26 protein-coding genes and 2 tRNA genes are annotated in these 19,411 nt (G+C 65.3%); 4 read left to right on the forward strand and 24 right to left on the reverse strand.

What is annotated here, in order from left to right; all coding sequences use genetic code 11:
- Nucleotides 1–102: 102 nt before the first annotated feature.
- The 12 genes from WEB52_04910 to WEB52_04965 form a co-directional block, all read right to left on the reverse strand.
- The gene (locus tag WEB52_04910) at nt 103–1,014 is read right to left on the reverse strand and encodes an ABC transporter permease (protein MEX2225774.1); all 912 of its coding nucleotides are present in this window, start codon (nt 1,012–1,014) and stop codon (nt 103–105) included.
- Nucleotides 1,014–1,964, reverse strand: a complete 951-nt coding sequence (locus tag WEB52_04915) for an ABC transporter permease (GenBank protein ID MEX2225775.1) — start codon at nt 1,962–1,964, stop codon at nt 1,014–1,016. The genes WEB52_04910 and WEB52_04915 overlap by 1 nt, the downstream gene beginning before the upstream one ends.
- 44 nt (nt 1,965–2,008) lie before the next feature.
- The gene (locus WEB52_04920) at nt 2,009–3,742 is read right to left on the reverse strand and encodes an ABC transporter substrate-binding protein (protein MEX2225776.1); all 1,734 of its coding nucleotides are present in this window, start codon (nt 3,740–3,742) and stop codon (nt 2,009–2,011) included.
- Between the two features lie 149 nt (nt 3,743–3,891).
- Entirely contained in the window at nt 3,892–4,170 is a 279-nt protein-coding gene (locus tag WEB52_04925) for a hypothetical protein (protein ID MEX2225777.1), read from the reverse strand.
- A gap of 72 nt (nt 4,171–4,242) precedes the next feature.
- Nucleotides 4,243–4,677 (reverse strand): hypothetical protein, encoded by a 435-nt coding sequence (locus tag WEB52_04930; GenBank protein MEX2225778.1) that lies wholly within the window; start codon nt 4,675–4,677, stop codon nt 4,243–4,245.
- Nucleotides 4,678–4,684: 7 nt separating this feature from the next.
- On the reverse strand, nt 4,685–5,239 hold the full coding sequence (locus tag WEB52_04935; GenBank protein MEX2225779.1) for a LysM domain-containing protein: 555 nt from the start codon (nt 5,237–5,239) through the stop codon (nt 4,685–4,687).
- Between the two features lie 66 nt (nt 5,240–5,305).
- Entirely contained in the window at nt 5,306–5,692 is a 387-nt protein-coding gene (gene rplL, locus WEB52_04940; GenBank protein ID MEX2225780.1) for a 50S ribosomal protein L7/L12, read from the reverse strand.
- An 89-nt stretch (nt 5,693–5,781) separates the two neighbouring features.
- Nucleotides 5,782–6,315, reverse strand: coding sequence for a 50S ribosomal protein L10 (gene rplJ / locus WEB52_04945; protein MEX2225781.1), 534 nt, complete (start codon nt 6,313–6,315; stop codon nt 5,782–5,784).
- A 201-nt stretch (nt 6,316–6,516) separates the two neighbouring features.
- Nucleotides 6,517–6,951, reverse strand: coding sequence for a GNAT family N-acetyltransferase (locus WEB52_04950; protein ID MEX2225782.1), 435 nt, complete (start codon nt 6,949–6,951; stop codon nt 6,517–6,519).
- A 5-nt stretch (nt 6,952–6,956) separates the two neighbouring features.
- A complete protein-coding gene (locus tag WEB52_04955; protein ID MEX2225783.1) occupies nt 6,957–7,904 on the reverse strand; it encodes a GNAT family N-acetyltransferase in 948 nt (315 codons plus the stop codon).
- Nucleotides 7,905–8,046: 142 nt separating this feature from the next.
- Entirely contained in the window at nt 8,047–8,661 is a 615-nt protein-coding gene (locus tag WEB52_04960; GenBank protein ID MEX2225784.1) for a class I SAM-dependent methyltransferase, read from the reverse strand.
- A gap of 75 nt (nt 8,662–8,736) precedes the next feature.
- On the reverse strand, nt 8,737–10,224 hold the full coding sequence (locus tag WEB52_04965) for an aldehyde dehydrogenase family protein (GenBank protein ID MEX2225785.1): 1,488 nt from the start codon (nt 10,222–10,224) through the stop codon (nt 8,737–8,739).
- A gap of 157 nt (nt 10,225–10,381) precedes the next feature.
- On the opposite strand from WEB52_04965, the gene raiA reads away from it, so the two are divergent.
- On the forward strand, nt 10,382–10,963 hold the full coding sequence (gene raiA / locus WEB52_04970; protein ID MEX2225786.1) for a ribosome-associated translation inhibitor RaiA: 582 nt from the start codon (nt 10,382–10,384) through the stop codon (nt 10,961–10,963).
- An 8-nt stretch (nt 10,964–10,971) separates the two neighbouring features.
- On the opposite strand, the gene WEB52_04975 is transcribed toward raiA, so the two are convergent.
- From WEB52_04975 to WEB52_04995, 5 genes are all read right to left on the reverse strand, one after another.
- Nucleotides 10,972–11,256, reverse strand: coding sequence for a hypothetical protein (locus WEB52_04975; GenBank protein MEX2225787.1), 285 nt, complete (start codon nt 11,254–11,256; stop codon nt 10,972–10,974).
- Nucleotides 11,257–11,322: 66 nt separating this feature from the next.
- Nucleotides 11,323–12,072: a coenzyme F420-0:L-glutamate ligase gene (cofE, locus tag WEB52_04980; protein MEX2225788.1), complete on the reverse strand. Its 750-nt coding sequence runs from the start codon at nt 12,070–12,072 to the stop codon at nt 11,323–11,325.
- Nucleotides 12,069–12,716, reverse strand: a complete 648-nt coding sequence (gene npdG / locus WEB52_04985) for an NADPH-dependent F420 reductase (GenBank protein ID MEX2225789.1) — start codon at nt 12,714–12,716, stop codon at nt 12,069–12,071. The genes cofE and npdG overlap by 4 nt, the downstream gene beginning before the upstream one ends.
- Before the next feature lie 43 nt (nt 12,717–12,759).
- Nucleotides 12,760–13,740: a 2-dehydropantoate 2-reductase N-terminal domain-containing protein gene (locus WEB52_04990; protein MEX2225790.1), complete on the reverse strand. Its 981-nt coding sequence runs from the start codon at nt 13,738–13,740 to the stop codon at nt 12,760–12,762.
- 1 nt (nt 13,741) lies between these two features.
- Complete coding sequence (locus tag WEB52_04995; protein ID MEX2225791.1) at nt 13,742–14,524, reverse strand: SDR family NAD(P)-dependent oxidoreductase; 783 nt, start codon at nt 14,522–14,524, stop codon at nt 13,742–13,744.
- A gap of 188 nt (nt 14,525–14,712) precedes the next feature.
- Here WEB52_04995 and WEB52_05000 point away from each other — a divergent pair, with 188 nt between their 5' ends.
- Genes WEB52_05000 through WEB52_05010 form a run of 3 tightly spaced genes read left to right on the forward strand, consistent with a single transcriptional unit; the run spans nt 14,713 to nt 15,782 of the window.
- A complete protein-coding gene (locus WEB52_05000) occupies nt 14,713–14,931 on the forward strand; it encodes a hypothetical protein (protein ID MEX2225792.1) in 219 nt (72 codons plus the stop codon).
- Complete coding sequence (locus WEB52_05005; protein MEX2225793.1) at nt 14,894–15,382, forward strand: hypothetical protein; 489 nt, start codon at nt 14,894–14,896, stop codon at nt 15,380–15,382. Before WEB52_05000 ends, WEB52_05005 begins: the two co-directional genes overlap by 38 nt.
- 52 nt (nt 15,383–15,434) lie before the next feature.
- Entirely contained in the window at nt 15,435–15,782 is a 348-nt protein-coding gene (locus WEB52_05010) for a GNAT family N-acetyltransferase (protein MEX2225794.1), read from the forward strand.
- Nucleotides 15,783–15,830: 48 nt separating this feature from the next.
- Here the strand turns inward: WEB52_05010 and WEB52_05015 are convergent.
- From WEB52_05015 to WEB52_05045, 7 genes are all read right to left on the reverse strand, one after another.
- Nucleotides 15,831–15,920 (reverse strand) — tRNA-Ser (locus WEB52_05015).
- Nucleotides 15,921–15,975: 55 nt separating this feature from the next.
- Nucleotides 15,976–16,062, reverse strand: a tRNA-Ser gene (locus WEB52_05020).
- A gap of 69 nt (nt 16,063–16,131) precedes the next feature.
- Nucleotides 16,132–16,746 carry a hypothetical protein gene (locus tag WEB52_05025; GenBank protein MEX2225795.1) on the reverse strand — a complete coding sequence of 205 codons (615 nt, stop codon included), beginning with the start codon at nt 16,744–16,746 and terminating at the stop codon, nt 16,132–16,134.
- 43 nt (nt 16,747–16,789) lie between these two features.
- Nucleotides 16,790–17,140 (reverse strand): hypothetical protein, encoded by a 351-nt coding sequence (locus WEB52_05030; GenBank protein MEX2225796.1) that lies wholly within the window; start codon nt 17,138–17,140, stop codon nt 16,790–16,792.
- 117 nt (nt 17,141–17,257) lie between these two features.
- Nucleotides 17,258–17,869: a CDP-alcohol phosphatidyltransferase family protein gene (locus tag WEB52_05035; protein ID MEX2225797.1), complete on the reverse strand. Its 612-nt coding sequence runs from the start codon at nt 17,867–17,869 to the stop codon at nt 17,258–17,260.
- Complete coding sequence (locus tag WEB52_05040; protein ID MEX2225798.1) at nt 17,853–18,581, reverse strand: phosphocholine cytidylyltransferase family protein; 729 nt, start codon at nt 18,579–18,581, stop codon at nt 17,853–17,855. The genes WEB52_05035 and WEB52_05040 overlap by 17 nt, the downstream gene beginning before the upstream one ends.
- A gap of 186 nt (nt 18,582–18,767) precedes the next feature.
- A complete protein-coding gene (locus WEB52_05045; GenBank protein ID MEX2225799.1) occupies nt 18,768–19,262 on the reverse strand; it encodes a DinB family protein in 495 nt (164 codons plus the stop codon).
- Between the last annotated feature and the right edge of the window lie 149 nt (nt 19,263–19,411).

The following is a 19,411-nucleotide window of genomic DNA, read 5'->3' on the forward strand; positions in this document are numbered from 1 at the left end:
GCTGGTCGCTGGTCGCTGGTCGCTGGTCGCTGGTCGCTGGTCGCTGGTCGCTGGGAATATTGTGATCCGCGCGTGGCGCAAACAGCCAGGTGCTTGTTGACGTTACTGGCTTCCGCGCAGCCGCGGGTCGAGGATGTCGCGCAGCGTGTCGCCCATGAGATTGAACCCGAGCACAACGAGACTGATGGCGAGGCCCGGGAAGATCACGAGGTGCGGATACTCGGTGCCGACCTCGAGCCCTACGCTGAGGTCAATGCCCCATCCGGGCGTGCCCTGCTCGACGCCCAGGCCAAGGAAGCTCAGCGTGGCTTCTGCGAGCACGGCCAACGCGAAGACGCTGCTCGCGCCGACGAGCACGTACGGCATGATGTTGGGTATGACGTGGCGTACGAGCAGGCGCGTTTCGCTAGCGCCTGTCGCGCGTGCCGCAAGTATGTACTCTTTGTTCTTCTCGACGAGCGCTACCGCGCGCATCAAGCGCGATCCGCCAAACAGGGCGCTGATCGCGAGCACGACGATCACCGCCTTGAGCCCCGGCCCGACGGCGGCGATGATCGCCAGCAGCAACGGAAGCTGAGGTATCGATGCCCACGCCTCGCCGGAGCGCTGGATCGCGTAGTCGACCCAGCGGCCGAAATACCCGCCCAGAATGCCGAGCAGCGTGCCCGGTATGAACCCGAAGAACATCACCGCGAAGCCAAACGTCATCGAAAGACGCGTGCCGTCGATGACGCGGCTGAAGACGTCCTGTCCGAAGCGTGTCGTGCCGAAGGGATGCTCGGCGGACGGGCTGAGAAACCGCGACTGCGCGTCGAGGGCTGTCGGATCCTGCGGCGTGACGTAGGGGCCGACAATGCCCAGCACAAAGAACGCCACCACGATCACAAGCCCGAAGAGTCCGACCGGGTTCTTGAGCCACGGCAGCGCCACGCGCGTGATCAGCGGTTTGTCCTGTGGGATCTCCCATGAGTCCGCACCCGTCCGCTTGGTGTAGGGAGACGCAAGCGTGGCCATCAGGTGTACCTGATCCGCGGATCGATGTAGGCGTACGACAGATCGACGGCCAGGTTGACCAGCACGACAACGCACGCGGTGTACACGGTGAGGAACTGCACGACGGGTAAGTCGCGGATAAACGCCGCCGTGAAGAACCACTCACCGACGCCCTGGATACTGAGGATCCGCTCGACGATCACCGAGCCGCCGAACACCGCGATGAGCGCCGTGCCCAGGGCCGTCGCGATCGGCGTGCCGGCATTGCGCAGTGCGTGCGTCACGATCACCGTGCGCTGACGCAGTCCCTTCGCGTGCGCGGTGCGCACATAGTCGCTGCGCAGCACTTCCAGCATCGTTGTGCGCGTCAACCGCATGAGCCCTGCCGATCCGCCGACGCCGAGGATCAGCGCGGGCGGCAACATCAGCCGCAGGTTGTGGCTCGGGTCTTCCCAGAGCGGACGATAGCCGCCGACGGGCATCGAGTAGTGCCATAGGATGCTCGGCACGATGATCAGCAGTGAGAGGAGGAAGAAGTCCGGGATCGAAGAGCCGGCGACGGCGAACGTCCGCACTCCGTAGTCGAGTCCTGTGTTCCGAAACATCGCGGAGAGGATGCCGAACGTGATGCCGAAGAGCGCGCTGAAGAACAACGCCATGGTGATGATCTGGAAGCTCGCCGGGAAGCGCCGCATGAACTCGTCGACGATCGGCTTATCGCTGCGGAACTCTTCGCCGAAGTCGAGGACGACGGCGTCCTTAACCCACTCGATGTACTGCTCTGCGATCGGCCGGTCGAGGTTGAGATCCTGCCGAATTCGCTCGACCTGCTCGGGGGTCGCACCCTGCCCCGCCATCGCCGCTGCGGGGTCTTGCCCCGGCAGTGCCCGCAGCATAACGAACGCGATGATCGATACGGCAAAGAGGATGAGGGGCAACCAGGCGAGCCTGCGCAGCGTGTATCGAAGCATCAGTCAGGCACCCCGGTGTCGCATCCCACGCCCTGCCCCGGCCATTATGCCTTGTCGAGCCACGTCGTGCGGTTGAACAGGCCGTACGAGCCGCGGCCCGTGATGGCGCCCTTGACGTAGTTATAGCGCCCGCTGAAGTTGATGAACGACATGAGGTTCAGCATCGGCGAGTACTCGCTCATGATCAGGCGCTGCGCGTCCTGCACCTTCTTGACGCGCTCTTCTTCATCGAGTTCGCCGGCGGCGGCGAGCACGGCCTCGGTGACCTTTGGCTCGTCGTAATTCATGAAGTTCGTGATGCCGTTGCCGGTCATGTAGAAGCGCAGGGGCAGGTCGGGGTCTTCGTAGGCCAGGTGCTGGAAGCAGGTCATCTGGAACTGGCCCTGGTTCAGCGTCTGGCTGAACCACTTCACGAGGTCTTCCTGCACGAGCTTCACCTTGACATCGCCGCGCCCGAGCTGTTCCTTGATGATCTGCGCGATGCCCGCGTCGTTCGGGCGGTTGGAGTGCTTCAGCTCGATCTCCTGGTCGAAGTCGAAGCTTGACGCTTCGAGCAGTTGCTTCGCCTCTGCGACGTCAGTGCGGAAGTACTCCATCAGGTCCGGATCGTCCTCTGCCAGCGCATAGCGCTTGTGTACGGGCGGCATCGGTCCGGCCTTTACCACGTCGCCGTCGCGCAGCAGCAGTCCGGCTTCGTCGCGGTCGAGCAGCAGGTTGATCGCCTTACGCACGCGCAGGTCGGTGAACGGCGGCTCGTACTTGAGCATGAGGTTCAGGTAGTCGCGCGCGAGGTCGAAACTGGTGCCGATCTTGCCGCTCAACTCGGCAGCCGTGTCCTCCATCTGCTTGCGGCTGCTGAAACTCGTCGTGTCGATCTCGTTGGCGACGAACGCGGCGAGTGCGGCGTTCTCATCGGTGATGAGGATGGAGTTGATGCCGGCGAGGAAGGGTTGGCCGGTGATGTCTCGCGTGCCCTGGTGCGTCCGGAAGTTCTCGAACCGGCGCAGCTTGATGTTTGCGCCGTTGTCGTGGCTGTCGAGCACCCAGTGGCTGGAGCCGATGGCGTCGCGCTGCAGCAGGTCGTCGTGGTCCTGGAGGATCTCTCGTGGCAGGATGGAACTGCTGATCGGCGATCCCGCGTTCGACGAGGTGAACACCCACGCCCACGGCCGTTGCTGCGTGATCTTCACCGTCTTCGTGTCTTCGGCGACGATGTCCTCCATGACGTCGTGCAGCCAGCTATAGCCGATCGGCGATTCGTCACGATAGCGCTTGAAACTCGCGGCCACGTCTTCCGCTTCGACGGCGCGGCCGGGCGCCGGGCCCTTGTCCTGGAACACGGCATCGCCAAGCGTCGCGATGACGGTAAGTTCGTCCGGCTGCTCGACGTTCGTGGCGAGAAACAGCTCGATCTCGCCGGTGTCGGTGGGGACGTACCACATGTGGTCGAAGACGGTGAACCCGAGCGTCAGTTGCTGCGCCAGCGCGAAGATGCCGGGGCCGAACGGATTCATGCTGGGAAGTGCGTTCGCGGCGCGCGTGCGGAGGATGCCATTGCGCTGCTCGGGCGAAGGCGTCCCGTCCTGCGAGCCATCGTTGATGCGAGGCGTGCCGCGGTCGGGGCCGTTACCGTCGTTTCCGTTGTTGTCATCGCTCGAGCACCCGAAGGCGGCAAGCGCTGCGAGGCCGGCGCTGCCGGCGGCGGCGCCGACGATCATCCTGCGGCGTGTAACGCGCCGGTCCGTCCAATAACGAAGCCCCAGGTCGCGTCCGCTCATGATCCCCTCCTCAGAGCCGGAATAGACCCGGCTAGCCCGCACGACAATGAATGGGGTTCATTGTGGAGAGGGCACTCCTCACTGTCAACGGTACGTCTGGACCACCGGATACGGCTCTCTGAATTTGTGATGCACCGTAAGGAGCGAATTCAATGGCCGCCCGCATCGGGCCCGGGTGGCGGCGGCACGAGCCCAAGCCGCTTCCGGAGGACGTAGCCGGCGGCGCCGATGCCCACCACGAACGCCGCCACGCCCAGCACCACGAGTTGCACTTCCAGGCGGGTATCGTCGTTGTCATCGACTTCCTGCTGGAAGGCGGCTGCAACCGGCGCGTCATCGATGTCGCCGGCGGCGTGCGCGACGGATAGCGACTGCATGGTCACAGCCGCGAGCGCCGCGAGCGCGAAGACGATGGTCAATGTGCGCATGTGTGATTCCTCAGCGGAACTCACGGTCTGTCGGGCGCATGCTAGCACGGTCCGGCGGCAGCGGCGATGGGTTCAGCGCGTCCCCGGCGCCGGCGGTCGTAACTCGTGCACGGAGACGACGTTCAAGGAGTACGGAAAGTGCACGACCTTGACGTATGACTCCTCGCGCACGTCGATGAAGTACTCGGGCTTGATGCGGAAGACGACGCGCTCGACGCGGATGTAGTAGCTGTCCCAGGCGATGATCAGGTCGGCGTTCTTCCACTTTCGGGTGACGATGCCTTCGCTCTCGACGAGCGGCGCCCGCAGGTCGCGCACGTGCTGCACGACCTGGTACAGGAGCAGCAATCCGACGACAGCCACGATCGACGTGGTGACGTACGCGGGCCCTTCGATCCCGTTCGAGACGACCCAGACTATGACCAGGACGTCTGCGATGAGGAACGCGCCATAGATCAGCAGGCTGCGAATGAGTGAGGCGCGGGCGATAGATTCGGGGTCTGGCAACGTTCGTCTAGGGCTCTGGCAGAGGCGGCAGCAGCAGCGTCTCGCCCACGGTCAGCACCGGATCGTCGATGTTGAGTCCGTTCAGATTGGCGATCGCCTCGACATACGCCGTCACGTCGTCGCCTGCGGGCACATTCGCCTGGGCGATGAGGAACAGGCTGTCGCCGTCCTGTATCACGTATTCGAGGAACGGACTCACCGTCGGCGAAGCTTCGACCGCTGGCGTGGGCGTGCCGGCTGGCGTGCTCGTCCCGCGCGGCGTCTGCACCGCGGGCGTATCGCCGTCGCCGCCGCTTGCCGTCGGCGTGGGCGAAGACTGTCCGACGACGACGGGCACCGCTCCGGTCGTCTCGCCCGGCGGGCGGATGAGCAGAAAGACCGCGAGGGCCGTGCCGACAAGCATCGTCAGGAGCGAACCGCGGTACAGGTTGAACGACGGCAGGGCGCTCGCAGGGTGCAGGCATTCAGCGCAGTACTGCTGGTTACCGTGGTCTTCGCAGTACGGCTTGGCGCATCGCTTGCACGCGATGACCGCCGGCTGATCGCAGGCGTAGCAGTCCATTGTCGAGCACTATACCAGCACGCCTCCGCATCCCGGGACGCGGAGGACGCGCCGATGTCGCGCCAGCTACTGCAGTTCCGCCGTCGCGCCGGCTTCGGTGAGCTTGGTCTTGATGGCTTCCGCGTCGGCCTTCGCGATGCCTTCCTTCACGTTCACCGGAGCGCTCTCGACCAGGTCCTTCGCCTCCTTGAGGCCGAGCGTCGTGACTTCCCGGACCGCCTTGATGACGTTGATCTTGTTGGCGCCGGCGTCCTTCAAGACGACCGCGAACTCAGTCTGCTCTTCCTCGACGGCGGGAGCTGCGGCGCCACCGCCTCCGGCGCCCGGTGCGGCCATCATCATCGGCGCCGCCGCCGTGATGCCGAACTCGTCTTCGATCTTCTTGTTGAGGTCACGCAGCTCCAAGATCGTCATGCCCTGGATGATCTCAAACGCTTCTTCCACCTTCGCCATACTGTGTTCCTCCTGTTGCTCGCCCGGCGGGCGAATGATCTCTCCGTTCGTGTCGGTGCGCGAGCGGGCGGCTCGCTGATCGGATGTTGTTACGCCGCGCCCTGCTCCTCGAGCTGGCCTGCACGGGCGTCCATCAGGCGTGCGAACGACTGGATGGAATCGTTGAGCAGATTCGCTAGCTGCTGCACGGGCGATACGAAAGCTCCAGCGAGCTTGCCGATCAGTTCCTCGCGCGAAGGCAGGCTCGCCAGTTCGGCGACGACCTTGCCATCGACAAGCGCGCCGTCCAAGAACGCCATGCGCGGCGCAAACGTGTTCCGCGCCGTGCGCTGGTAGTCCGCGATCGCCCTGGACGGCGCAATGATGTCGCCCGCGCCGAAGATGACGAGCGTCGGGCCTTCGACGAGGCCCGCTGCGCCTTCGATGCCCGCTTGCTGCATCGCAAGCTGGAACAGGCGGTTCTTCACTACGTGCGCTTCGACGCCCGCTTCGCGCAACTGCCGGCGCAGCGTCGTCATGTCCTTCACGCTGAGGCCGCGGTACTCCGCCCCGACGATGATCGACGCGTTTTGCGCGAGTTCCTTCAGCGCCGCAACAGCCTGGACCTTCTTCTCCGACGGCATAGGCTCACATTCCTCCGGCCAACAAAAAACCCCTGTCGGAAGACAGAGGCAACGCGCGAGCCAGCCGCGGCCAGCTTCAAGAGTGCGTATTGCGCCTCGGCAGGCTGTGATTATGTCCCGAAGGGAGCGCCTGCTGTCTTCAGCGAAGGTGAGTGTACCGGCGCCGCGAGCGCCAATCAAGCGTGGGCGACCGTCGCTTTTTCACTTCGGCTCCAGCTTCTTCTCCATCCCGACATGCGGAATGCCGACCTCGTCGTACACGTCGCCCACAGGCGTGTATCCGAACCGATCGTAAAACTCCCGCGCTGTGAGTTGCGCGCTCAGACGGAACACGCCGATGCCCCGCGTGACGCCTTCCCGCTCGAGCGCCTCCAGCACGCGTGCGCCAAGTCCGGTGCCGCGGTGCGATGCGAGCACCGCCATGCGGCCGATCTTTCCGTAGCCATCCATGATCACGAGCCGCCCCGCCGCGGTCGCCGTCCCATCGACGTATCCGACGCAGTGGACCGCCGTGTCGTCGTATTCGTCGAGTTCGTCCTCACGAGAGATACCCTGCTCATCGACGAACACGGCGATCCGCACGCGGAACGCGTCGGATCGTTCCCGGCCCGTGCGTGCGATGCGGATCTCGGCCATCGAACTCACTTCCAGCTCGCCTCGGATTTCACGTATCCGTGCTCCCGCTCGATGATCTCGAACCCCGCGGACGCATAGAGCGCCTGCGCCGGCTTGTTCACGGTCGCCCCGCCGACGAGCGCCGTCTGCATGCCCTTTTCCTTGAGCCTGCGCATGCCCTCGCGGACCACTGCGCGCCCGAACCCGCGACCCGTCGCCGTTGACCGCGTGCCGACTGGCTCGAAGTAGCCGACGCCGTTTGCCGTGTCGAGCCAGCACACGCAGTAGCTGACGAGTTGGCCCTCGTGCTCGAGGACGATGTCGAGATCCGGATCATACAGCGGCGCGGCGCGTAGACGGCGATACAGCTCGATGCTGAACTTCGACTCACCCCACACCGACCACGCGTCGCGGTGCAGTTCCGCGCGCGCCTCCGAATCGTCGTCGCCGATGCTTCGGAATCGCGCGCCGCGCGGCAACACGACGGCCGGCAGCGGCTCATCGAGTGCCCGTGCGAAGCGCACTCCGGACTCGCCGGCGCGTTCGTAACCGTGTTCGGCGAGCAGCGTGCCGCGTTCGGCGTCGGAGTCGAACACAAACGCCGATAGCGTGCCGGTACCGAGCCAACGATAGGCGAGCGGAATGTCGGCTTCACGCGCGACCAGCGCCCGCCGTTGTTCGACCCAACGCAGTACGTCGCTCGCCAATCCGCGATCGTCGCGGACCCCAGGACGTACCTCGAACTGGAAATTCAGCGGCGGCTCAAAGATCGCGCACGCGACGATCTCGCCCGTCTCGTCGATCGTCCACAGGCGCACGTCGTCGGAGCGATCGAACGCGTAGAGCTGCCAGACGAAATCGCCGGGATGGTAGTACGTGAGTTGCGGGCGCGCGCGCGTAACCTGCTGCGCGAATTCGATCAGTAAACGGAGATCAGAGGCCCTCTCGTAGGGCCGGGCAGTATAGTCAGGCACGATGAACTCCTCGTCACGCGGGTGGCCCCGAAGTGGCCCCCGTCACTGGACGCCGGGCGAGTCGATCATGCCTGAATCATCGGACTCCTCTATCTGATGCCGCTCCGAATCGGATCCGGAGTTCTACGTCGCATGATATCACTCACGTCGGCTCCGCCGTGCCGTAGATCACCGGTATGATCGGTGCGAACTCCGTGTGCTGGAGCGACGTGACGCGGAACGCGGCGTCGGCGAGCGCCTGCCCCGTACGGCGGTTGGGATTGCAGCCGGCGGCGAAGTAGCCCCATGCGGGGCGGATGGCGTCTTGCACGCTTCCGGAGAACCCGTCCGCGCGCACGTGCTCGATGAAGACCAGGCGGCCGGCGGGGCGCAACACGCGCCTGATCTCCGCCAGCGAACGCTGCACGTCGTCGACGGTGCAGAGCACGAGCGTCGAAACGACGGCATCGAACGACGCGTCGCCGAACGGCAGCGACTCCGCGGGAGCCTGCCGCAACTCGATGTTGGGTCGAAGCTTCTCTCTCGCGCGTCTCAGCATGTGGGGATCGGGCTCAAGCGCGACGACTCGCGCGTCCGCCGGATAGTGCTCGAAGTTCAGCCCGGTGCCGGCGCCGATCTCCAGCACGTCGCCGTGCAGATCGCCGAGCAGTTCGCGTCGAAGCCGCGCAACCTGCCTGCGTTCGCTCACGCGCGACAGCTTGTCGTACATGGCGGCGAACCAACGGTGACCTTTCGTTTCGGTCGCGATCTCACTCATACGTCCACCGTCGCGCCCGCCTCGTTGATGCGGGACGGGCGCAGAAATCATAGATCGCCATGCGCGGCGACGCAGCTAGTTCAGCTTGATCTGGATCGCCTTCGTCTCCATGTACTCTTCCAGGCCTTCGTGGCCAAGCTCGCGGCCGATGCCGCTTTGCTTGTAACCGCCGTACGGCATGAACGGCATGCCTGCCTGGTGGTACGAGTTCACCCACACGGTGCCTGCCTGGATCCCCTTCGCCATCTTGAACGCCGTGTCGATGTTCTTCGTCCACACGGCAGACGCCAGCCCGTAGATCGTGTCATTCGCGATGCGCAGCGCGTCTTCGGCGTCCTTGAACGTGATGACGCTCAGGACGGGCCCGAAAATCTCCTCGCGCGCGATCTGCATGTCGTTGCTGACGCCGTCGAAGATGGTCGGCTGCACGAAGAGGCCATCGTCGAAGCCTTCGCCGGTGAGGCGGCCGCCGCCGCACACCATCTCGGCGCCCTCTTCCTGCCCGACGTGGACGTAGCGCACGACTTTCTCGAGCTGGGCCTCGTTGATCACGGGGCCCATCGTCGTCGAAGGGTCTTCGGGATCGCCGACCTTCACGGTGGCCGTGAACGCCTTCAGCTTCGCGAGAAACTCGTCCTTGATCGACTCCTGCAGCAGGAGCCGAGAGCCCGCCTGGCAGACCTGGCCGGTGTTCAGGTAGATGCCGAAGAACGAGCCGCCGACGGCCTGGTCGATGTTCGCGTCGTCGAACACGACGTTCGGCGACTTGCCGCCCAGCTCGAGCGAGATCTTCTTCAGGTTGCCGGACGCCGCCTGCATGATCGTCTTGCCGACCGCCGTAGAGCCCGTGAACGCGATCTTGTCGACACTGTCGCTCGCGGCAAGTTCGGCGCCGACGACGGCGCCCGGGCCGGTGACGACGTTCATGACGCCGCTCGGCGCGCCGGCCTCGGTGATGATCCGCGCCAGCTCGAACGTCGTGCCCGCGGTGAACTCCGACGGCTTGGCGACGATCGTGCATCCCGCAGCGAGCGCCGGCGCCAGCTTCCACGTGATCAGCAGCACCGGGAAGTTCCACGGCGTGATGACGCCGACGACGCCGACGGGCTCGTGTACCGTCAGCCCGACGGCATCCGGCACGTAGTTCGTGATCGCATCACCGCGCAGGTCCAGTGCGAGCCCGGCGTAGTAGTCGTAGACATCGGCCGCCATCGCGACCTCGCCGATCGCCATGTTCGTCGGCTTGCCAACTTCCTTCGACAGAAGTTGGGCGAGTGGCATCAACTCGGCGCGAATCTTCGCGGCGACGTTGCGCAGCACCTGCGCACGTTGCGCCGCGGGCGCCTTCGACCAGGTGCCGCCATCGAAGGCGGCGCGGGCGGCGGCGATAGCGCGGCGCGCATCTTCCACGTCGCCCCAGGGGATCGTCTCGACGAGCGCGCCGGTGGCGGGGCTCCTGCGTTCGTATGTTTCGCCGCTGGCGCCGGCGACCCACTCACCGCCGATGAACTGCTGGTAGGTGCGGCTTTCCGCCGTCGTGGCGTCCTTCGTCTGGGTGACCATATGGACCTCCGCTATCAGCGCCGCCCGGGGCGCTCCGTTCGATATGCCTCAGTCAGCATAACCTTAAGCACTCACTAAGCTACATGCTACGCCCCTGTCCGCCGGAGGTCAACGCGCGCAACCTCGGGCCGCGTGCCGCTGAGCTACACTCGCCCGTATGAACCTGAAGATTCGTTCGCACAACACCCGAGCCGACGACGATCTGCGCGAACACGCCGAGAAGCGGCTCGCGCGGCTTGAGCGCTACCTCCCCCGCGTCGACGACATCACCATCGAAGTGGAGTACGAAGAAACGCGTTCGGCGGCGCACCGCTACGCCATCCAGGTGACCGTGCACTCAGCGGGCACGATCTTGCGCGCCGAGGAGCGTGCGTCGGACCAGCGTACGGCGCTCGACATGGCCGCCGACGTGCTATCGAGGCAGGCGCAACGGCACAAGCGGCGTCTGTACGGGCGGCATCGCACGAACGAAGCGAAGCAGATCGCCGCCGAACCGGAGCCGGCCGGCCCGATCACGGAGCCGGACGGCGACGAGGAGTACGACGAGTACCTGCTGGGCAAGATCGTGCGCGTGAAGCACTTCGAAGCGAAGCCGATGTCGCAGGAAGAAGCGCTCGCGCAGATGGACCTGCTCGGCCACGACTTCTTCCTGTTTCTCGACGCGGCGGCGAATGACTACGCGTTGCTGTACAAGCGGCGCGACGGGGACTACGGCTTGCTGACGCCGCGGCGTGGGTGATCAGCCGCTCACAATGGGGCGTAGTCGTCACCAAGAAAGGTTGCGGCGCTGAGCACGCTGCCGCCGACTGCTGCGGTCACGCGAACATTGTTGATGATGATTTGCGCCTCTCGGCCGTCGCTCAGCCGCAGAATGTAGAGACCCAATTCGATCGCGAGCACGTTTCCGATCGGCTCGATACCGCCGCCCCAGTCCGCGCCCCCATTGAGGTTTCGCTTCCAGAGCGAAACGCGGACGCGAGCAACCAGGGGCTGATCACGCGATAGAAGGTCAGCCGTCTCGACGTCGTTCATCTCGGCTCCCAGTTGAGCGCTGACGAAGAAGCGCCGAGAACACTGGCTGACCCGGTGCACTCGCACTCACCGAAACAGATCGCGCTCCGCATCGCGGATGATCTGCGCGATCGCGCCGTCGCCGGGCGCGTACTCGGCGCCGCGCACGATCGCCACGGGCATGCGCGCGAGCTTCCCGTGTACCAGCTCCGCGGCCGCCGCAAGCTCATCGACCACAGCCATCGCGGTGACGCGCAGCTCGTAGCCCGCCGGGTCGAACTGGCCCGTGTAGTCGAGCAGAGGCAGCATCCCCGCGCATCCGATCGCGAAGTTGACGATACCTTCGCGCCAGGGCCGGCCGAAGGAGTCGGAGATGATCACGCCGGCATCGACGCCAAACGCCTCCCGGATGCGGTCATAGAGCTTGCGCGCCGAGGCGTCGGAGTCGACGGGCAGCAGGCATACCGTGCCCGTCTTCTCGACGTTCGATGCATCGACGCCGGCGTTTGCGCAGATGAAGCCGTGATGCGTTTCGCAGATCACGACGCCGTGACCCATGCGGACGATGCGCTTCGTCTCGCCGAGGACGACTTCGACCTGGCGGGCGTCCTTCTCCCACTGTTCGGCGATCTGCGTGGCGAACGCCGACGGCGTGACGCCATCCAGGTCGACCACGCGGCCTTCCGCCTTCGAGACGACCTTCTGCGTCACCACGATCACATCGCCGTTTTCGATGCCGCCGTGCGCGCGCGCCGCTTCGACGATCATGCCGGCAAGGTCGTCGCCTGCGTGCACCTCGGGGATGCCCGGCAGGCCGAAGATGCGAATCTCGCTCACTTCACTCCTGCAATGCGAATGCCGGCGTTCACCTTGTAGGCGCGATTGACCGCGACGAGCAGCACTGTGATCCCCTCGACGAGCTTTGCATTGGCGAGCGGACCGCCATCGATGCCGCGCGCGCCTTCGATCTGGTCCGCGAGCTGCATGATCTGCTTCTTCGCGTCATCCATGTCGGCGCAGACGACCACGTCGGCATCCATCGGGCTGCCACGCAACAACTTGCGGGCGCCGAGATTCTGGAAGGCGCCGACCACCGTCGACGCGGGGAGCAGCGCCTGTTGTTGTTCCGCTGCGGAGCCCTCCGGCACGTCGACCAGCGTCGCCTTGCCGGCTTCAAACGCCATGGGGACGACCGTACTGACGACGATCTTGCCGGCGGTCGCGGCGGCGAGCGGCGGCAACGTCGCCGCCTGCGCCGAGTATGGCGTCGTCACTACCACGATGTCCGAGGCAGACGCGGCGTCTTCGTTCGCGGCGGCATGGAGCGGGAGCGCGGCGTCTTTTTCGCGCAACTCCTCGACCGCCGCCTGCGCTTTTTCGAGCGCGCGCGATCCGATGATGCACGCGTGGCCGGCGAGCGCGAACCGGTAGGCGAGACCCATGCCTTCCTCGCCGGTCCCGCCGATGAATGCGATCTTCATGGACACTCCGATTGCAGCCGGGAAAGCGTACCGCGGGCGGCCGTTATGCGGGTGTGACGCCGGCCTCACGTAGCAGCTCTTCGACCGGCAGGCTGGCGGCGGCGCGCCGCTCGCGCACCATGCGGTTTGCCACGCGCTGCAGCGTTTCGTTGCAGGGCGTCGGCACGCCGTGCAGCCGGCCGAGCATGACGATCTCACCGTTCAGGTAATCCGTCTCGATCGTCGGCGAGCCGCGCATGAGGCTCTGCCACGACGACCCGCCGTCACGTCGCGCGCCATCGATGGCGCCGAACTTCATGCCGGACTCCTGTCGCCGCAACGCGTTCTCGTCCTCAGATGCGCAGTCGATGCCCGCCGCTTCGTAGCAGGCCAGCGCTTCGGACCGCACCGCCGCGAGAAACTCGGGCGCGCGCGCATCGGTGCCGCACGCGGCCACAAACGCGTTGTTGAGGTTCGAGAGCAGCTTGTTGTACTTCCAGCGCATGATCTGCGGCACGGCACGGCTGCTGAAACGCACCGCGTCGAGGTCCGTGGTGATGCGCTCGATCCTGCCGTCGATGCCCGCGGGATAGCGCCCACCATCGAGCACACCCCAGGCGCCTGTCATGTGGTTCAGGATCACGCCCGGCTCGAGGAACGTGCCCGGCATGTAGACCAGCATGCCGTAGACATTCGCGAACCGGCGCGCCGCCATGCGTTCGTTGTCGACGCCGTTCTGCGCACAGACGACGGCGATCTGCGGCGGCGCAAACGCCGCCAGATCGTCGAGCGCGGCGGCGGTGTCCTGCGATTTCATCGCCAGGAAGACGACGTCATCCGGCGAGAACGCGATCTCGCGCGGGTGCGCGACGGCTGGCACGCGCATGTTCGCAGTGTCATCAGGCGTGCGGAGCGTCAGTCCGTCGCGCTGGATCGCTTCGAGATGCGCACCGCGCGCGATCAGTGTCACATCGTGACCGCGCTCGAACAGGCGGGCGCCGATGATGCCGCCGATAGCGCCGGCGCCGTAGACGATGTACCGCACGCTAACCCATCTCCGTGCCGCCGCTGACGCTCATGGCGATGCCGGTGATGTTGTCTGCCTTGCAGAGAAATACGATCGCCTGGCCCATGTCCTGCGGCGTCTGCTCGCGGCCAAGTGGCACATCGCGCTTGAGCATGCCCTCCCACGCGTCTTCCTTCGAAGTACCACCGGCCGCGGCGATCGCCGGGATCAGCACGTCGTTCCACATGTACGTCGCCACCTCGCCGGGGCAGATAGCGTTCACGTTGACATTCGCCGGCGCCAGTTCGTGCGCCATCGATTGCGTGAAGCCGATCACGCCCCACTTCGACGTCGCGTACGCCGACGCGAACGCGCGTCCGCGCTTTCCCGCGATCGATGAGATGTTGATGATGCGACCGCTGCGCCGCTGCGCCATGTGCCCGGCGATCGCTTTCGTGCACAGAAAGACGCCCTTGAGGTTGACGTCGATGATCAGGTCCCAGTCCTCTTCCGCAAACGCCACGACCGGACCGATCTTGATCACTCCGGCGTTATTCACAAGGATGTCGACCTGCCCGAAGTGATCGATCGCGCGCTGCGCCATCGCCTGCACTTGCGACCAGTCGCGCACGTCGACGTCGATGCCGATGGCGTCGCTGCCGAGGCGCTTGATCTCCGCTATCGTCTCGTGGCGGTCGGTCGCCGTCGCCGGCAGGTCCGCGATGGCGACGCGCGCGCCTTCCTTCGCCAGTTCGTACGCGATGCCGCGCCCGATGCCTCTCGCGCCGCCGGTGACGATGGCGGCGGCTCCTTGCAGTTCCATCGTGGTCCTCTTTCTCGCATGGCGCAGGGTGCGAGCCGAACGTCGCCATCCACCCGCATGGCTTGTAGTACCATTGCGCCTGAAGGGCAAGCGAAGAAAGCAGACGGGAACCGCCCGTCCGCTTGACGCTGGCAGGATTCCGCCTGCCGACGTGAAGCGGGCGGGTAGTTTGCTTTCGAGGTGAACCGATGGCCGGTGCGGACGAAATCAAGTGGGCACGCAGGGTACGACCTGAGACGATCCGCCGTCTCTACACGCTCGATGCGAAAGGCATCGTCGACGACGAGCTGATCGACGAGGTCGGATACGCGTTTTTTTGCACGTTGCCACAGCATCCAGACCGTCACACGCGCGCACGTTGGCCGCGCGATGTGCCCCCGCTGCCGCAACGCGATCAAACGCGCTGACGACGACTGGCGCCAGTGGCGCAAGGACGAGCCGATGGCGTGCGCGTGCGGCTGGAGCACCACGTGGGGCGAGTACCAGAGGTCGTACAAGGGCAAACAGTTGGTCGGCGGCAACGCGTACCCCGTGTTCAAGGCGTTCATCAACCGCTGGCCCCTCGCGCGCACGCCACGCGACAAGATGCTGGAGCTCGACGGCCTGATCCACGCCTGCCACGAGGACGCGAAGAAGCGCTGGGCGCGACCCGCCGCCTGCAACCTCATCGAAGGCAGGATGACGGAGATGATCGCGTTTCTCGATGAACTTGCCTACGGGCCGCAGAGCACGATGGGGCTGGAAGAACGGCGCCGCGAGTGGATCGAGAAGCCGCAGCTGCAAGCGTGGCGGCGGTGGAAGTCCGGCGAGAGCGATCAACCGTGGGGATCGGGCGACGGCGCGGACGGGGAACAATGACAACGCCGCATTCGTGCAGGCGAGTTAGACTTCAATTGCAGACAGCAGTTTGGTGAGCGCAGACGCAGCAACGCCCAGAGGGGTCGGGAGGAGTCGTGGTCGCACGCGAACCGCAAGACATCGCCTTTTCAAACGATGGCGATGCAAGTCGTTACGAAGTCGTGTTGGATGGAGAGGTCGCGGGGTTCTCCACTACAAGCGGAGCGACAACCGCATCGTCTTCACGCATACCGAGATCGATCCCCGACTCGAAGGACAGGGCATCGGCAGTAAACTCGCCGCGTACGCACTCGCCGATGCGCGCTCTCTCGGTCTGGAGATCGTAGTGTGGTGCCCCTTTATCGCCGCGTACATCAAGCGACACCCGGAGTACGCCGATCTCGTGACGCAGGCAGGATAGCGTGCGGGCTGACCGCTCCGAATTCGCGGCGGCAAACCACCCGAAGTGTGGCGGAGAGGGTGGGATTCGAACCCACGGTACGCTTGCGCGCACACACGATTTCCAGTCGTGCCCAATCGGCCACTCTGGCACCTCTCCGCGGCCGGAACGAACGAGAACCCGGAACCGGGTCCCGGGTTCAGGCCAGTCTACGTGGCGGAGAGGGTGGGATTCGAACCCACGAGGCTCATCGCCTACCGCTTTTCGAGAGCGGCACCTTCAACCACTCGGACACCTCTCCGAACAATGAGGTGACCTTTGCAGGCCACCTCACGGCGTCAGTATAGCATCCGTCTATGCCGGCGAAGGCTTACGCTCCGCCGCCGGTGATCTCTTCGTAGCGGCGCATCTGCTCCCGCTGCGTTTCGCTCGATGCTTTCTGCCCGGCACGCACACCCTGACGCACGCGCATACGGATCTTCGCGAGTGCGCCTTGTGGCTCGGGCTCCGGCACAGGCTCAGCCCGGAGGTCGTCCGGGATGTGGTCAAGCTGATCGGCCGAGCGCGCGAACAGCCACCACGCAACAGCGATGGCGGCGCCGATCAGCCCGACGATCAGCAGGACGATGAGCAGCTTGCCGCCGCCGCCCTTCTGCCCTTTCGCGGTTTGCGCGGCGAGCTTCTGCTGCGTCTTCGCGGCGGCCTTCGCTGCGTCGCGTGCCACCTTCTCGCGCCTGTCTTCGTCCTTCTTCTTCTTCTTGGACGTCGGCTCGAACTCCAATTCGATCTTGCCGAACGGCGTCACGAACTCGATTTCTCGCTCGAGCTCGTCGTCTTCGTCCTTCTTCCTCTTGTTGCGCTTCTTGCCCTCATCCGGCTTCGCCTGGACGACGTCCGATGATGCGGGCGCGAAGACCTCGGGCTTCTCTTCCTCGCGGTCGAGGACGGCTGCGGTTCCGTTAGTGGTGTGTTCGTCGCTTGCCACGTGGCACCTCCTTGTGTGATGGCAATCGAAGACAGCGCGTAACTTAATGTTTTGGCTTGTCGCCACCTGCGCCGGTCAGCCCGGCGATCACGCTCGCCGCGCGGCGCACGCCGGCGGCGACGCCGTACGCGCGGACAATCGGCGTGACCGCCGCTTCCGAGACGAAGGTGACGGTGCCGCGCACCTGGTTCGTAGTGCTCCTCGCGGAATCGAGCAGCGGCCGCACATTGTCATCGAGCACGGAGTTCGACTTCTTGAGCAGCGCGCGGAGCAGCAAGCCGAGCACGATGGTAATGACCATCGCGACGACGAAGAATGCCGCGACGGCGATCCCCATGAAGATGATCACCCAGTCGCGGAAGGTCTCCACGAACAGCAATGAAGGATCGAACACGGTCAAGCTCCTTCGTGCGGCGCGCGACGATCATAGCATGAGCGCGGGGGCCGCCAAATGGCATGGTTTGACACGCCCGCGGACTGCCATGCGCGAGTAAGGCGGAGCCTGCCGCCGTCATGATCCGGCAACGGTCATGCGCCGGAACCGCCAGAGCCGCCAGGCTACCGTCGCGTAGCTGAGCGCGCCCATGACCACCAGGGCCCAGTACGCCTGCCCGAGCACGGCGCCCGCAGCGAGGACGAGCAGCCGCACGTCGCGTGAAGCCACGCCTAGCAGGTCCGACGCGATGTCCAACCCGCCCTCGCGTTCGAGGCGTGCGCGCGAGTACGAGACCATCAGAAACCCGACGGCCGCCGCCAGCCCGACGAGCAACGGCTCCGGCCAGTCCTCGTGCTCGAGCGCCCACCACGCCATGCCGCCCGCGATCGCCGCGTCGGCGTACCGGTCCAGCGCCGCGTCGAACAGGCCGCCGAACTTGCTCGCCATGCCTTTGACGCGCGCGAGGTCGCCATCGACGCCATCGACGATCGACGACAACTGGATCAGCACGCCAGCTTCGATGTTGCGGCCGATCGCCAGCAGCGCGAGCGCACCGGCGGCGATCGCGAACGCGATCACCGATGCCTGGTTCGGCGTCAGCGGCGTGTGCGCGAGCGCAGCGGCGATGGGGACGGAAAACCGGCGGTTGATGTAGCGGGAGACCGGCCCTTCAAGCGCCCCGGGCATGCTCACGCCAGAGCCCGCCGCCTGCGAGCATCTCGTCCGCGCGGCGCAGGTCTTCGGGCGTGTCGATATCGATCCAGCGGTAGCCGCTGACATCGACCGCATCCAGCCCGCCGGAGCGCGCCAGCGTGGCGAATACGGCGCCGGCCTCGCCGTCGCGCAGGTCGGGCGTCATCGTGTCGAAGATGCCGGGCGTACACCAGAACATTCCGGTATCGAGCGCGTTCCACTCGGCGATGCCTTTGCCCAGGTCGATGACGAGCCCTTCGCGCACGTGCGCCAGCGTGGCCTCACCGGCGCGCGTGTCGGCGCCGTGCGTGTGCTCGACGGCGAGCCTGCAGCGTCCATCCGCATTGTCGATCAGGGCGCGCGCCAGATCCGGCTCGACGAGGTGATCCGCCATCGCCAGCACGAAGGAGCCATCGACCACCGTGCGCGCCGACCAGAGCGAGCGTGCGTTGCCGAGCATGAACTCCTCGTTCTCGACGAAACGGATGCGCATACCGCACGGTGAAAGGTCATCGAGCGCGCGGCGGATCTGTTCGCCGCGGTAGCCCAGCACGACCACCACGTCGTTCACACCGGCTGTGCGCAATGCATCGAGCACGTGATTTATGATCGGGCGGCCGCGCAGCTTCAACAGCGGCTTCGGGGTGTCCGATGTGAGCGGGTACAGTCTGCCACCGTCGCCGGCGGCGATGATTACTGCTTGCATCACTCAACGCTTCTGGGCGTACCTGACGAGTACGCGAATGGCGCCCGCAACGTGCGGACGCCTCCCATCCACCTTGACCTTACGTCGAGTGTCGCGCAGTTGTCAAAGGTGCTTGCCACATCGGGTATGGCGAATTTATATCGAATCCACTCGAACCAGGCTCATGTCAACCGTTTCTTGTGCGCGTTAGAACGGCAGACCTTTGAGCCCCTGCATGCCCTTCACAGCGGCAATGTCGCCGCCGTGACCGACTGAGTGCACGCCCGCCAGTTGCATCAGCCACGCCGCGGTCTTCGTGCCGAAGAACTGTGTCTCGATCTCACGGTCGAGGTCAGCGTCCTTCATCGTCGCGACGTGGTCGAGCGCCGCCTTCTGGACGTTCTTGCCGTAGTCCATGATCGCGTCCATCGAGATCTGTCCGTCGTAGTTCCACACTTCGAGCGGGCTGGCGGGCAACCCGTTCGCCTGCGCGACCTGCGCCCATGATGGCTGTCCGCCCTTGATCAGCGTGATCACGAAGAAGTCGATCGATGAGAGCGCGTGCACGTGCGACTTCGCGATCGAGTTGCAGGTGCCCTCGGGCTTCCAGTTGTACTGCGCCTCGTCCATACCGCCGGCGCACGTGTTGAACAGCCCAAACGCGGTCTCCAGGTCGGTCTTGGCGTAGGTAACGGCGTCCATCTGGTCCTCCTGGTTCGTCGCCCGACGTTCGACAAGCGACTATTGTTATGCAAGCCACGGCAGAATGCCATTCTGCGCGCTCAACGTCAAGAGGCCGCCCGTGCGGTCTCGCGGCGGCATTGCAGATTGAACGCAGCCGCCATCGTGGC

The organism is Dehalococcoidia bacterium, from assembly GCA_040902535.1.
In the GTDB taxonomy this organism is placed as follows: domain Bacteria; phylum Chloroflexota; class Dehalococcoidia; order DSTF01; family JACRBR01; genus JBBDXD01.